This is a genomic window from Mycobacterium sp. NGS56 (assembly GCF_059812425.1).
On sequence record NZ_JCALCQ010000004.1, the window covers coordinates 148,689 to 162,719 of the forward strand.

The window sequence follows — 14,031 nt, forward strand, 5'->3', positions numbered from 1 at the left end:
GCGCGGCAGGCTAATCCGGTGCGGCCACCGCGCAAGCCATCGCCTCGCGCGGTGCGGACAGCCCGGTGAACTGTTCCACCTGCGCGAAGGCCTGGTGCAGCAGCATCTGCAGGCCGCTGATCACCCGGCCGCCCGCGGCGCTCACCGCGGCGGCCAGCGGCGTGGGCCACGGATCGTAGACGGCATCCAGCAGCACACCGACGCGTTCGAAGGTGCCGACGTAGCGTTCGGCGACGTCCGCCGGGATGGTGCTGACCAGCACCTCGGCGCCGGCCACCTCGTCGGCCAGCCCGTCGCCGTCCAGATCGCAGAACCGGGTGGGCACGCCCAGTTGCTTGCCCAGGTCCATCAACCGGGCCGCCTTGTCGGGATTGCGGGCCACGACGGTGATGCCGGCGACGCCCAGTTGGGCCAGGCCGGCGACGGCGGCCGGCGCGGTGCCGCCCGATCCACAGACGAGCGCCCATCCAGAGAACCGCCCAATTGACGCGAGCGCCCCGGTGACCCCGTCGATGTCGGTGTTATCGGCCCGCCAGCCGGTCGGCGTGCGGACCAGGGTGTTGGCCGATCCCACCCGCTCCGCACGGTCGGTGCGCTCGTCGGCGAACCGTAGGGCGGCGAACTTGCCGGGCATGGTCACCGACACCCCGACCCATTCGGGCCCGAATCCGCGGACAACGCCGGGCAGCTGCTCGGCGTCGCATTCGATGCGGTCGTAGGTCCAGTCGGTCAGACCCAGCGCGCGGTAGGCGGCCAGGTGCAACTGCGGGGATTTCGAGTGCGCGATCGGCTTGCCGAGCACGCCCGCCCTGCGCGGCGCCGCGCTAGCGGGGAGTGCTGTCGAGGACACCGTTGTGCTTAGCCAGCTCGATGTTGGCCAGGTGTTGTTGATAGTCGCGGGTGAACAGTGTCGTGCCCTGAGCGTCGATGGTGACGAAGTACAGCCAGTCACCGGGCTGCGGGTGCTCGGCGGCGTTCAGTGCGTCGGTACCGGGCGAACAGATCGCGGTGGCGGGCAAGCCCTGCGACACGTATGTGTTCCACGGCGTCTTCTGGCCACGGTCGGCGTCGCTGGTGGCCACCTCGCGGCGGTCCAGCGGGTAGTTGACCGTCGAGTCGAACTCGAGCGTGTGGTGGGCGTGCAGGCGGTTGTAGATGACCTGGGCGACCTTGGCGAAGTCCTGGGAGTTGGATTCCTGCTGCACCAGCGACGCCACCACCAGGATGTCGTACGGCGACAGGCCCATGGCCACGGCGGTGTCCACCAACCCGGATTTCACGTACTCCTCGGCACCGGCGCCGATCAGGGTCGACAGGATGGTCTCCGGTGAGGCGGACGGGTCGATGTTGAAGGTGCCGGGCGCGATCAAACCCTCGATCCGCCGGTGGTCCTTGCCGAGCTCGCCGACGGGCTCGGTGGCCCATGGCGGCACTGCCAACGCCAAGGCGGAGCTGTTGGTCGCCGCCGCGCGCAGATCATCCACCCGGACGCAGCGGGTGTGACCGTCGAGATCCACGCAGGTGGCGCGCGAGATCAGCGTCAGGATCCCCGGCGTCACCACGTTGGTCTTCATGTCGGTGGTGTCGTCGACCTGACGGCCCTCCGGGATGACCAGCCGGCCCACCCGGCTGTTCGGGTCGGCGAGGCGCGCGACGGCGTTGGCCGCCGGGATTTCGGTGCGCATCCGGTAGAAGCCGGGCTGAATCGAGTTGATGGCGCTGTTGCCGTGCGCGGCGTTGACGAATGCTCGCACCGTCTTGATGACCTGCTCTTTTTCCAGCGTCTCGCCGATGTTGGTCGTGGAGTCACCGGCCTGAACCTGAATCACCAGGTCCCGCTTGCCGCTACCGCTGTAGTCGTCACCGAGCCCGAACAGCGTGTGCCACAATTTGCCGCCCGCGAACACGCCGGCGAGCACCACCACGAAGAACACCGCAAGCGCGATCTTGACGGCGAAGCGCCGCCGACGGCCCCGCTTCGCCTGCTTGCGGGCGACGCGGCTCGACCTGCGCCGGGAGGGCGGTCCCACCGCCTCGGGCTCGGCTCGGTCCCGCCGTGCGCTGTCAACCATCGCTGAGCTCTCCCGCCACCGCCGCGCGGCGCTGATCCAGCCAACTCTGCAGGATGGCCACCGCTGCCGCCTGATCGATCACCGCACGCTGTTCCCTGGCCCGCACCCCGGCCGCGCGCAGCGATCGCTGCGCGGCCACGGTCGTCAACCGCTCGTCGGCCAGCCGCACCGGAATGGGCGCGATCCGCTGGGCCAGTGCGCCGGCCACCTCGATCGCGTCGATCGCCGACGGCCCGGCGCGATCGGCCAGCGTGCGCGGCAGCCCGACGACCACCTCGACGGCCTCGAGTTCGGCGACCAGTGCGGCCAGCCGCCGCAGGTGCTTACCGTTGCGGTCCCGGCGGACGGTTTCGACCGGGGTGGCCAGGATGGCGTCGGGATCGCTGCAGGCCACGCCGATGCGGACGCTGCCCACGTCGATGCCGAGCCGTCGTCCCCGTCCAGGGTCCTGGACAGGATCGCCGGGCCGGTCAGGCAAGCGGTGCTGTGTCAAGACCACTCAACCGACCCGCGCTATCGCCGCGATCTGGGACCGCACCGCGTCCAGCGCTGCGTCGATGCCCGCCGGATCCTTACCGGAACCCTGCGCCAGGTCCGCCTTGCCGCCGCCACGCCCGTCGACGGTCGCGGCTAGCTGCTTGACCAGGTCATTGGCGCGAAGCCCGAGATCTTGGGCGGCCGGGTTCGCGGCGACCGCATACGGCACCGACCCGTCCCCGCCCTCGGCGATCAGCGCGACCACCGCGGGATCGCTGCCCAGCTTGCCGCGAATGTCGCCGACCAGGGAGCGCAGATCGGCCGCCGTCATCCCACCCGACATCCGTTGCGCCACCACCCGGACGTTACCGATACGCTCCGCGCCGGCCGCGGCGTTGGTCGCGGCGGCCCGCGCGCCGGCCAGCCGGGAGCGCTCGAGTTCCTTCTCGGCCGCCTTGAGTCGCTCCACCAGGTTGGCCACCCGGGCGGGCACCTCCTCGGACGGCACCTTCAGCGACGACGCCAGCCCCGCCATCAACGCGCGTTCCTTGGCCAGGTGCCGGAATGACTCCAGCCCGACGTAGGCCTCCACCCGGCGCACCCCAGAACCGACCGAGGATTCGCCCAAGATCGTCACCGGCCCGATCTGAGCCGAGTTGTGCACATGGGTCCCACCGCAGAGCTCCAGCGAGAACGGGCCGCCGATCTCCACCACCCGGACCACGTCGGGGTAGGCCTCGCCGAACATGGCCATCGCGCCCATAGCCTTGGCCTTCTCCAGCTGCTCGGTGAAGGTATGCACCTCGAAGTCGGCCTGCACGGCCTGGTTCGTCACCTCTTCGACCTGGGTGCGCTGGTCTTCGGAGAGCGGCCCCTGCCAGTTGAAGTCGAATCGCAGGTAGCCCGGCCGGTTCAGCGACCCGGCCTGAACGGCGTTGGGGCCCAGCACCTGTCGCAGCGCCGCGTGCACCATGTGGGTACCCGAATGCCCCTGGGTGGCGCCACGGCGCCACTGCGGGTCGACCGCCGCGACGACCGTGTCGCCCTCTACGAACTCACCGGACTCGACGTTAACCCGATGCACCCACAGGGTTTTGGCGATCTTCTGCACGTCGGTGACCGCGGCGCGGGCGCTTTGTCCAGCGCCCGTCCCGCTGATGGTGCCCTCGTCGGCGATCTGGCCGCCGGCCTCGGCGTACAGCGGGGTGCGGTCGAGCACGAGTTCGACCCGGTCGGCCCCTTCGGCGCCGTGCGTGACCACCGGAACCCGCTTGCCGTCGACGAAGATACCCAGAATCTTTGCCTCGGAAGTCAATTCGTCGAAGCCGGTGAACTCGGTGGGCCCGGCGTCGACCAGCTCGCGGTAGGCGGTCAGGTCAGCGTGCGCGTGCTTGCGTGCGGCGGCATCGGCCTTTGCGCGGCGGCGCTGCTCGGCCATCAATTCCCGGAAGCCGACTTCGTCCACCTTCAGGCCGGCCTCGGACGCCATCTCCAGCGTGAGCTCGATCGGGAATCCGTATGTGTCGTGCAGGGTGAAAGCGTCCGAGCCCGAAATCCTTTTCGCACCAGAGGCTTTGGTAGCGCCGGCCACCTCGTCGAACAGCTTCGAACCCGCCGTCAGCGTGCGGTTGAACGCGGTTTCCTCGGCGACAGCGATGCGCCGGATGCGGTCGAAGTCGGCGACCAATTCGGGATACGACGGGCCCATCGCGTCGCGCACGGTGGCCATCAGGTCACCGACGATGGGTCCCTCGATGTCGAGCAGCTTGGCCGAGCGGATCACCCGGCGCAGCAACCGGCGCAGCACGTAGCCCCGGCCGTCATTGCCGGGCGTGACGCCGTCGCCGATCAGGATGGCCGCGGTGCGGCTGTGGTCGGCGATCACCCGGTAGCGCACGTCGTCGTCGTGGTTGCCGGCGTCGTAGCCGCGCGGTGCGCGTGCCGCCGCGGTGTCGATGACGGGCCGCAACAGGTCGGTCTCGTAGACGTTGTGCACGCCCTGCAGGATGAAAGCGACCCGCTCCACGCCCATGCCCGTGTCAATGTTCTTGCGGGGCAACGGCCCCAGGATCTCGAAGTCCGTTTTGCCGGTACCCTCGCCGCGTACGTTCTGCATGAACACGAGGTTCCAGATCTCGATGTAGCGGTCCTCGTTGGCGATCGGGCCGCCCTCGACGCCGAACTCCGGCCCGCGGTCGTAGTAGATCTCCGAGGACGGGCCGCACGGACCGGGGATGCCCATCGACCAGTAATTGTCTTCCATGCCACGCCGCTGGATGCGATCCTCCGGCAGTCCGGCGATCTCCTGCCACAGCTGCACGGCCTCGTCGTCGTCGAAAAAGACTGTCGTCCAGATGCGTTCGGGATCGAGGCCGTAACCGCCCTGCTCGACGCCATTGGTCAACAGGGTCCAGGCCAGTTCGATGGCACCACGCTTGAAATAGTCGCCGAACGAGAAGTTGCCGGCCATCTGAAAGAACGTGTTGTGCCGGGTGGTGATACCGACCTCGTCGATATCGGGGGTGCGGATGCACTTCTGGATGCTGGTGGCGGTCGAGTATTCCGGAGTTCGCGCGCCCAGGAAGTAGGGCACGAACTGGACCATGCCCGCGTTGACGAACAGCAGGTTGGGGTCATCGAGGATCACCGACGCGCTCGGCACCTCGGTGTGGCCCGCCTTCACGAAATGATCAAGAAACCGCTTCCTGATCTCGTGTGTCTGCACTTTCGGAGTCCGCTTCTTCCTGTTACTTCGGTGTCTGGATCCCAGCCTATTCGCCGGGGCATGGGAAGCCCGTCTAACGACGCATTTCGACCGCTCACAGTACCTGCCCCGACGCGACGGACACCGGGGCGCTAACCCTCCAGAAAGCTCAGCCGGACCGAGCGCTGCGGGTTGTCCCGGTTCAGGTCGACCAGGACGATGCTTTGCCACGTACCCAGCATCGGCTCACCGGCCGACACCGGAACGGTGACCGACGGCGCGACGAGCGCCGGCATCACATGGTCCGCGCCGTGGCCCACGGAGCCGTGCGAATGCCGGTACCGATCGTCGCGCGGCAACAGGCGCTCGAGCGTGTCGACCAGGTCGTCGTCGGAACCGGCGCCCGTCTCGATGATGGCCACCCCGGCCGTGGCGTGCGGGACGAACACGTTGCACAGGCCGTCCCCACGCGACCAGCAGAACCCGCGCACCGCCTCGGTCAGATCGACGATTCGGCGGCGCGAGGTGTCCACGTCCAACACATCGGTATGCACTGGGCCAAGCCTACGGCGCGAGCCTGACCACCAGCCAATCAGTTGTGAGCGCTGCCACAGCATCCAAGGCGGCGGAGAAGCTTTTCCAAAGCGTTGCGACGAGTAACCGGCAGGAGGAAGGTAGCGGGTGGGACCGGTGGCGCCACCGGGGCGCCGCCCCGACACAGGAGGGGTTCAACCGTGTACGCACGCTCCACCACCATTCAGGCGCAACCCCTGTCCGTCGACATCGGTATTGCGCACGTTCGCGATGTCGTCATGCCCGCCCTCACCGAGATCGATGGGTGTGTGGGGCTTTCGCTATTGGTCGATCGGCAATCCGGCACCTGCATCGCCACCAGCTCGTGGGAAACCATTGAAGCGATGCGCGGCAGCGCCGAGCAGGTCGCACCCATCCGGGACCGGGCCGCGCTGATGTTCGACGGCAGCGCGCGGGTCGAGGAATGGGACATCCCGTTGCTGCACCGCGACCACCCCTCCCGCCCCGGCGCGTGTGTGCGCGCCACCTGGCTCAAGGTGGTGCCGGACCAGTTGAACCGGTCGCTGGAGTTCTACCGCATGGCGGTGCTGCCCGAGATGGAAAACCTCGACGGGTTCTGCAGCGCCAGCCTGATGGTCGACCACCCCGCCTGCCGCCGCGCGGTGAGCTGTTCCACGTTCGACTCCATGGAGGCGATGGCCCGCAACCGCGACCGCGCCAGCGAACTGCGCAGCAGGCGGGTCCGCGACCTGGGCGCCGAGGTGATCGACGTCGCCGAGTTCGAGCTGGCGATCGCCCACCTGCGGGTGCCCGAGCTGGTCTAACCCCGCTTGCGGCGGATGATCGCGCGCAGCCGGTCCAGCCGGCCGGCCATCTCACGTTCACCGCCACGGCCGGTAGGCCGGTAGTAGTCGACCCCTACCAGCTCATCAGGTGGATATTGTTGTGCGACAACCCCATCCGGGTGATCGTGCGAGTACTTGTAGCCCTGCGCGTTGCCCAGTCCCGCCGCGCCCGAATAGTGCCCGTCGCGCAGATGGGGTGGAACCAGGCCGGCTTTGCCGGCCCTGATGTCGGCCATCGCCGCGGCCAGAGCAGTGGTGACCGCGTTCGACTTCGGCGCGCTGGCCAGATAAATCGTGCAGTGCGCCAGCGTGAGCTGCGCCTCGGGCATGCCGATCAGCGCCACCGTCTGCGCGGCGGCAACCGCGACCTGCAACGCCGCCGGGTCGGCCATGCCGATGTCCTCGCTGGCCAGGATCATCAGCCGGCGCGCGACAAACCGTGGGTCCTCGCCGGCGACCAGCATGCGGGCCAGATAGTGCAGCGCGGCGTCGACGTCCGAGCCGCGGACCGACTTGATGAAGGCGCTGATGACGTCGTAGTGCTGGTCGCCGTCGCGGTCGTAGCGCACCGCTGCCTCGTCCAGGGACTGCTCGACGGCCGCGACGGTCAACTCGCCGCCCGGCCCGACCGCCTCGGCGGCGACCTCCAGCGCGGTCAACGCCCGGCGGGCGTCCCCGGCGGCCAACCGCACCAGCAGGTCGACGGCCTCCGGCGCGACCGCGGTCTGCCCGCCCAGGCCGCGTGGATCGTCGATGGCGCGCTGCACCACGGCGCGGATGTCGTCGGCTCCCAGCGGCCGCAGCTGCAGAATCAGCGAACGCGACAGCAGCGGCGCCACCACCGAGAAGCTGGGGTTCTCCGTGGTCGCCGCCACCAGCAGCAGCACCCGGTTCTCCACCGCGGACAACAGCGCGTCCTGCTGGGTCTTGGAGAATCGGTGTACCTCGTCGATGAACAGCACCGTCTGCTCCCCATGAAGGAGCGCGGTGCGCGCCTTTTCTATCACCGCCCGAACGTCTTTGACGCCGGCCGAGAGGGCCGACAGCGCCTCGAACCGGCGGCCGGTCGCCTGCGAGATCAGCGCCGCCAGGGTTGTCTTGCCACTGCCGGGCGGCCCGTACAGGATGGCCGAGGCCACGCCCGAGCCCTCGACCAGGCGGCGCAGCGGGGATCCGGGCGCCAACAGATGGTCCTGGCCCACCACCTCGTCCAGCGATGCCGGCCGCATCCGGACCGCCAGCGGTGCACTACCCGACACGCCCAGCTCGTGATCGCTTGACCGCGACGGGCCGGGCAGGTCGAACAGACCGTCGGACACGGCTTCAGGCATACCACGAAGCCGCGACACGGCGGCGACTCACATGGCGGGGTCGGCAACGCCGTCGGATACTTGTTAAGTTCTGCGACGCATGCCCAGAACGTCGACGACGTAGGAGCGGCCATGAGCCAACCCCCGGAGTACCCCGGCAATCCCATCGGGCCGCACGGGAATCCTGATCCGGGCGGTTACCCGCCCCCCGGCTATGGGCCGCCCGGCCCACCCCCCGGATACGGGCCGCCGCCCGGGTCCGGTCCACCCCCCGGATACGGGCCGCCGCCCGGGTCCGGTCCACCTCCGGGCTACGGGCCGCCACCGGGCTACGGGCCGCCACCGGGCTACGGCCCGCCTCAACAACCGGGCTACCGCCCGCCCCCCGGCTACGGGCCGCCACCGGGCTACGGCCCACCGCCGCAGCCGGGCTACCCAGCGGCAGGCTCGCAGCGGTTCAGCATCAGCGAGGGCGTCTCGTGGGCCTTCAGCAAGTTCGGCAACAACGCCGTCCCGCTGATTGTTGCGTTGCTGGTGTACGCCGTGGTCGGGCTGATCCTGCACGCCCTGATATTCGTGCTGTTAGGCGGCGGGGACGCCACGACGAGCAATGCCGACGGAAATTACAGCGCATCGTTCTCGGGAGGCCTGGGCGGCGTCGGCACGATCATCCTGCAGTTCGTGTTTTTCGCCTACACCATCTTCGTCCAGGCGGCATTTCTGTCGGGCGCCCTCGACATAGCCGACGCCCGGCCGGTGACCGTCAGTTCCTTCTTCAAGCCCCGCCACTTCGGCAACGCGCTTCTTGCCGCGGCGCTGCTCAGCGTGATCAGCGTGGTCTTGGACGCGCTGTCGCTGATCCCGCCGACGATCGTCTTCAACTTGGTGGCGCTGCTGGCCGTCGCGGTCTTCAGCTTCTTCGCGCTGTTCACCATCGCATTCGCGATCGATCGCGACCTGCCCCCGATCGAGGCGTTGAAAGCGAGCTTCACCACCGTCCGCTCCGACATCGGCAGCGCTTTGTTGTCGTGGCTGGTGCAGTTCGCGATCGTGCTGGTCGGTTTCCTGTTGTGCTTCGTCGGGGTCGTGGTCGCCGCCCCGGTGGCGCTGTTGCTCCAGGTCTACACCTACCGGCGGTTGTCCGGCGGACCGGTCGCGCCGTGAGCTCGATGACCAACACCGTCGACTGAGGCGGCCCGTTCGCGGACATGACATTCGGCACCGGTGCACCGTCGGGAGCCGGCACCGCGCGCTATGACGCGGACCGCCTGCTGGCCGGATACCGCGCGGCGCGGGCCCAGGAAGCGCTGTTCGACCTGCGGCACGGTCCGGCACTCGGTTATGACGAATTCGTCGACCCTGACGGCAACGTCCGACCGGCGTGGGCCGAGCTGGCCGACGCTATCGCGGAACGCGGCCGCGCCGGCCTGGACCGGCTGCGCTCGGTGGTGGACGCCCTCATCGACAACGACGGCATCACCTATACCGACGTCGAGCCCGGTGGTCGCGCCCAGGAGCCCAGGCCCTGGCAGCTGGACACGCTGCCGATCGTGCTGTCCGCGGCCGACTGGGAGGTGCTCGAAACCGGCCTGCTGCAACGGTCGCGGGTGCTCGACGCCGTGCTCGCCGACCTGTACGGTCCGCGCAGGCTGCTCACCGAGGGCGTCCTACCCCCCGAGCTGCTGTTCGGCCACCCCGGATACATACGCGCGGCCAATGGGATCGAAATCCCCGGGCGCCACCAGCTCTTCATGCATGCCTGCGATGTCAGCCGCCGACCGGACGGCGCTTTCGTCGTCAACGGCGACCGCACCCAGGCGCCCTCGGGTGCCGGGTACGCGCTGGCGGACCGGCGAGTCGTCGCGCACTCGATGCCCGACCTATACGAGCGGATCGCGCCGCGGCCGACGACGCCGTTCGCGCAGGCGCTGCGGCTGGCGCTGATCGACGCCGCACCCGATGACGCCCAGGACCCCGTGGTGGTGGTGCTGTCCCCCGGTATCTACTCCGAGACGGCGTTCGACCAGGCCTATCTGGCCACGCTGCTGGGTTTCCCGATGGTCGAAAGCGCCGACTTGGTAGTGCGCGACGGCATGTTGTGGATGCGCTCGCTGGGCACCTTGAAACGCGTCGACGTCGTTCTGCGCCGGGTCGACGCGGACTACACGGACCCGCTCGATTTGCGCGCCGACTCCCGGCTCGGGGTGGTCGGTTTGGTGGAGGCCCAACACCGGGGGACGGTGACCGTGGTCAACACCTTGGGCAGCGGAATTCTGGAAAACCCTGGGCTGCTGCGTTTCCTGCCCGCGATGGCACAGCACCTGCTGTCGGAAACGCTGCAGTTGCCCACCACCGAAATCTATTGGGGCGGCATCGCCAGTGAACGCTCACACCTGCTGTCGAATCTGTCGTCGTTGTTGGTGAAATCCACCGTCGGCGGGGAAACCCTTGTCGGGCCGGCGCTTTCGTCTCAACAGCTTACGCGGTTGACGGCCCGCATCGAGCAGATGCCGTGGCAGTGGATCGGCCAGGAGCTGCCGCAATTCTCGTGCGTGCCGACCGACCACGCCGGCGTGTTGTCGTCTGCGGGCGTCGGCATCCGTTTGTTCACCGTTGCCCAGCGCGGCGGCTATGCGCCGATGACCGGAGGCATCGGCTACGTGCTGACGCCAGGACCCGCCGCATACACGCTGAAAACCATTGCAGCAAAAGATGTCTGGGTTCGACCTACCGAGCGGGCACACGCCGAGGCGATCAGCCTGCCGGCACCGGAGCCGCCGGCGAAGACGGCCGCGGGCACCTGGGGCGTCAGCTCCCCGCGCGTGCTGTCGGACCTGTTCTGGATCGGCCGCTACGGTGAGCGCGCGGAAAGCATGGCCCGGCTGCTGATCGTCGCCCGTGACCGGTTCCACGTCTACCGCCACTACCAGCACAGCGAAGAAAGCGAATGTGTGCCGGTGCTGCTGACCGCGCTGGGCCGAATCACCGGAACGCCCGACAGCGACGGCGACCACGCCGAGCTGATCGCCACGGCGCCCTCCACGCTGTGGTCACTCACCGTTGATCCGAACCGGCCCGGCTCGCTGGTGCAATCTGTGGAGGGTTTGGCGCTCGCCGCGCGGGCGGTGCGCGACCAGATGTCCAACGACACCTGGATGGTGCTGGCCGCGGTGGAGCGGGCGCTGGCGCTCGAAAGCGACCCACCTGACTCACTTTCCGAGGCCGACGCACTGCTCACCGGAGCTCAGTCCCAGACGCTGGTCGGCATGCTGACCCTGTCGGGCGTGGCCAACGAGTCGATGGTGCGCGACGTGGGCTGGACGATGATGGACATCGGCAAACGGATCGAGCGCGGCCTGTGGTTGACGGCGTTGCTGCAGGCCACCCTCACCGTCGGCCGCGGCGCCGCGGCCGAGCAGACCGTCATCGAGGCCACCCTGGTGGCGTGCGAGTCCTCGGTCATCTACCGGCGCCGCACGGTGGGCAAGGTCAGCGTGGCCGCCATGGCCGAGCTGATGCTGTTCGACGCGCAGAACCCGCGGTCGCTGCTCTACCAGCTGGAGCGGCTGCGGATCGATCTGAAGGACCTGCCCGGCTCGTCGGGGTCGTCGCGCCCGCAACGGTTGGTGGACGAGATCGGCACGATGTTGCGGCGATCCCACCCTGCCGAGCTCGAACGGGTCAGCGACGACGGACGGCGTGCCGAGTTGGCGGAGTTGCTAGTATCGGTGCACGCCGAGCTGCGCAACCTGGCCGAGATCATCACCACTACCCAGCTGGCGTTGCCCGGTGGTATGCAACCGATTTGGGGTCCAGACGAGCGGCGGGTGATGCCGGCCTAGTTTCGCCGATACCCACCATGTTCATGCGTTCGATGCAGCCCGATCCACGGCTATGCCGTGGCGGCGATGCGGATCGGGCAGTCGGCGACGCCGCACCATGTGCACCAGCGCCAGAACCGACAGCGCGGCGGCATAGATGCACCAGAGCCCTGAGCGCGACTCAGCCGGCCACCGAGGCGGGGCCGCGGGACTCCGACGTCACATCGTCGACCACGGTGTGGATGAACTTCATCTTCTCCAGCACCGCGACCGGGAGCACGAACGGGTACAGGTCGTCGCGGCCCATCGACCGGTTCACCATGTTCAGCGACCACGACAACGGCAGCCACATGTCGATGATCGTCTGGAACGCGCTGGGGCCCAAGGCGGGACGGTCGAATGTGGCCGACGCCGGGGCCAGCCCGCACCACGCCGAGGTGTCCAGTGTGTCACGGATGTGCAGGTAGTGGGCGAACGTCTCGGCCCAGTCCTCGGCGGGATGCATAGTGGCGTAGGACGATACGAAGTCCTCCTGCCAGCCCTCGGGAGCGCCCTCGCTGTAGTGGCGGTCCAGCGCCGCGGAGTAGTCGGCTTCGTGATCGCCGAACAGCTCGTTGAACCGCGCTACATAATCGTCGAACGGTGCGATCAGCCGATAGTAGTAGTAATGCCCGATCTCGTGCCGGAAGTGGCCCAGCAGGGTTCGGTACGGCTCGTCCATCTCGACGCGCAACTGCTCGCGGTGCGCGTCGTCGCCCTCGGCCAAATCGATTGTGATGACCCCGTTCTCGTGCCCGGTCATCACCTGCTCGTGCGCGCTGGACAACAGCCGAAAGGCCAACCCGTACTTGGGGTCCCTGTCCCGCCCGACGATCGGCAGCTTCAGCTCGTGCAGCTCGGCGATCAGCCTGCGTTTGGCCGCCTCGGCACGGGCGAACTCGGCCATCCCAGTGGTGTCGGCGTCGTTGGGCCGTTCGATCGTCAGGGCGCACGAGGGGCACAGCAGCCGGGGGCTGTTGACGGGAACCAGCCAATTACATTCGGCGATAAGTAGATTGGCGCACAGCTGGTACTCGCTCGCGTGGACGAAGCCGGCGTGCCCGGTGGTGTCGTCCTCCGAGATTACCAGCAGCGCCATCTGGTCGAGCGAAAACCCCAGCGCACTACCGCAATTGAGACAGGTAGAGTTCTCAAAGGTCAAGCGCTGGCCGCAGTTGGGGCAGGTGAAGTCACGCATACAACACATCGCCTTCGAAGGGCACCACGTCGACGGCGACGTCGATGACGCTGTGTTCCGAATCGGTGTAGATGATGCCCCGCAGCGGCGGGACGTCCGCGTAGTCACGGCCCCGGCCCACGACGATATAGCGCTCGTCCACCATCTGATCGTTGGTGGGGTCCAGCCCCAGCCACTCGAATTGGCCGGGCTGCTGTGGAGTCCACACCGCTGCCCAGGCGTGGGTGGCGTCGATGCCGATCATCCGATCCTTTCCTGGTGGCGAGTCGGTGGCCAGATATCCGGACACGTAACTGGCCGCCAACCCGTTGGTTCGCAGGCAGGCAATCGCCAGCCTGGCAAAGTCTTGACATACCCCTTCGCGGGCGGCCAGAACCTCGTTGACTCCGGTGGAAATTGTCGTCGACCCCGACCGGTAGGTGAAGTCGGTGAAGATGCGCGACGTCAGATCACGCAGCACGTCTATCAAGGGACGCCCGGGTGAGAAGCTGGGCGCGGCATAGTCGCGAATTTCGTCGGTGATCTCCGGCGGATTCAGGTCCAGGGTGAACTCCGTCGCCAGGGCGCCGCCGGGTCCGATGGGCCGGACCGCCTCCCACGGTTGGGTCGCGGAGGCGTGGGAATCCGTGCCAGGCGGAAAGACGTCGACGATGGAATCGCTGATCACCTTCAGGGCGCGGTGCGGCTCGGTGACGTGGAAATAGGAACTGGTGTTGCCGTAGCTGTCCACGCTGGTGGAGCTGTCGGCGGGGGCCGGCTCGATCATCAGCCGATGCGCAACACAGCGTTGCCGCAGCGAGTCGCGCGGGGTGAGAAATCCGCGACCGTAGGAGCTGGTCACGGTGTCGGAGTAGCGGTACTCGGTGCGGTGGGTCACTCGATGTCGGCGGGCGACCGCCGGTTCGCCTGGTTCTGGGGGCAAGCTTCCTCCTCCTCACCGCTGATCTCATCACATACCGGCCCCCCGCGTAGGCCCCGCCAAGCGCCCCGTCGTCCACCGTTTGCCAATCCGACGGCACGCCCGCGAAAAC

11 protein-coding genes are annotated in these 14,031 nt (G+C 68.2%); 3 read left to right on the plus strand and 8 right to left on the minus strand.

What is annotated here, in order from left to right; genetic code table 11:
• Nucleotides 1-10 precede the first annotated feature (10 nt).
• The 5 genes from AC5Y4F_RS13535 to AC5Y4F_RS13555 form a co-directional block, all read right to left on the minus strand.
• Nucleotides 11-850, minus strand: a complete 840-nt coding sequence (locus tag AC5Y4F_RS13535) for a shikimate dehydrogenase (RefSeq protein WP_499997237.1) — start codon at nt 848-850, stop codon at nt 11-13.
• On the minus strand, nt 825-2,072 hold the full coding sequence (gene mltG, locus AC5Y4F_RS13540) for an endolytic transglycosylase MltG (protein ID WP_499997240.1): 1,248 nt from the start codon (nt 2,070-2,072) through the stop codon (nt 825-827). The genes AC5Y4F_RS13535 and mltG overlap by 26 nt, the downstream gene beginning before the upstream one ends.
• Nucleotides 2,065-2,571, minus strand: a complete 507-nt coding sequence (gene ruvX / locus AC5Y4F_RS13545) for a Holliday junction resolvase RuvX (RefSeq protein ID WP_067932373.1) — start codon at nt 2,569-2,571, stop codon at nt 2,065-2,067. Before ruvX ends, mltG begins: the two co-directional genes overlap by 8 nt.
• A complete protein-coding gene (gene alaS / locus AC5Y4F_RS13550) occupies nt 2,572-5,274 on the minus strand; it encodes an alanine--tRNA ligase (protein ID WP_499997242.1) in 2,703 nt (900 codons plus the stop codon).
• A gap of 131 nt (nt 5,275-5,405) precedes the next feature.
• A complete protein-coding gene (locus AC5Y4F_RS13555; RefSeq protein ID WP_197520499.1) occupies nt 5,406-5,795 on the minus strand; it encodes a secondary thiamine-phosphate synthase enzyme YjbQ in 390 nt (129 codons plus the stop codon).
• Between the two features lie 192 nt (nt 5,796-5,987).
• On the opposite strand from AC5Y4F_RS13555, the gene AC5Y4F_RS13560 reads away from it, so the two are divergent.
• Complete coding sequence (locus AC5Y4F_RS13560; protein ID WP_067932379.1) at nt 5,988-6,611, plus strand: hypothetical protein; 624 nt, start codon at nt 5,988-5,990, stop codon at nt 6,609-6,611.
• Here AC5Y4F_RS13560 and AC5Y4F_RS13565 read toward each other — a convergent pair.
• The gene (locus AC5Y4F_RS13565; protein WP_499997245.1) at nt 6,608-7,963 is read right to left on the minus strand and encodes a replication-associated recombination protein A; all 1,356 of its coding nucleotides are present in this window, start codon (nt 7,961-7,963) and stop codon (nt 6,608-6,610) included. The two genes, AC5Y4F_RS13560 and AC5Y4F_RS13565, sit on opposite strands and share 4 nt — an antisense overlap.
• Before the next feature lie 111 nt (nt 7,964-8,074).
• Between AC5Y4F_RS13565 and AC5Y4F_RS13570 the strand changes: the two genes are divergently transcribed.
• Both AC5Y4F_RS13570 and AC5Y4F_RS13575 read left to right on the plus strand, forming a co-directional pair.
• Complete coding sequence (locus AC5Y4F_RS13570; RefSeq protein WP_499997248.1) at nt 8,075-9,106, plus strand: hypothetical protein; 1,032 nt, start codon at nt 8,075-8,077, stop codon at nt 9,104-9,106.
• A gap of 44 nt (nt 9,107-9,150) precedes the next feature.
• Complete coding sequence (locus AC5Y4F_RS13575) at nt 9,151-11,784, plus strand: circularly permuted type 2 ATP-grasp protein (RefSeq protein WP_499997251.1); 2,634 nt, start codon at nt 9,151-9,153, stop codon at nt 11,782-11,784.
• Between the two features lie 160 nt (nt 11,785-11,944).
• On the opposite strand, the gene AC5Y4F_RS13580 is transcribed toward AC5Y4F_RS13575, so the two are convergent.
• Both AC5Y4F_RS13580 and AC5Y4F_RS13585 read right to left on the minus strand, forming a co-directional pair.
• Nucleotides 11,945-13,000 (minus strand): zinc-binding metallopeptidase family protein, encoded by a 1,056-nt coding sequence (locus tag AC5Y4F_RS13580; RefSeq protein WP_499997253.1) that lies wholly within the window; start codon nt 12,998-13,000, stop codon nt 11,945-11,947.
• Complete coding sequence (locus AC5Y4F_RS13585; RefSeq protein ID WP_499997256.1) at nt 12,993-13,922, minus strand: transglutaminase family protein; 930 nt, start codon at nt 13,920-13,922, stop codon at nt 12,993-12,995. Before AC5Y4F_RS13585 ends, AC5Y4F_RS13580 begins: the two co-directional genes overlap by 8 nt.
• Between the last annotated feature and the right edge of the window lie 109 nt (nt 13,923-14,031).

Coding starts and splice junctions, on each gene's coding strand:
- mltG (WP_499997240.1), bottom strand. CDS start 2,072: ATGGTTGACAGCGCACGGCGGGACCGAGCCGAGCCCGAGGCGGTGGGA.
- AC5Y4F_RS13565 (WP_499997245.1), bottom strand. CDS start 7,963: ATGCCTGAAGCCGTGTCCGACGGTCTGTTCGACCTGCCCGGCCCGTCG.
- AC5Y4F_RS13570 (WP_499997248.1), top strand. CDS start 8,075: ATGAGCCAACCCCCGGAGTACCCCGGCAATCCCATCGGGCCGCACGGG.
- AC5Y4F_RS13575 (WP_499997251.1), top strand. CDS start 9,151: ATGACATTCGGCACCGGTGCACCGTCGGGAGCCGGCACCGCGCGCTAT.
- AC5Y4F_RS13580 (WP_499997253.1), bottom strand. CDS start 13,000: ATGCGTGACTTCACCTGCCCCAACTGCGGCCAGCGCTTGACCTTTGAG.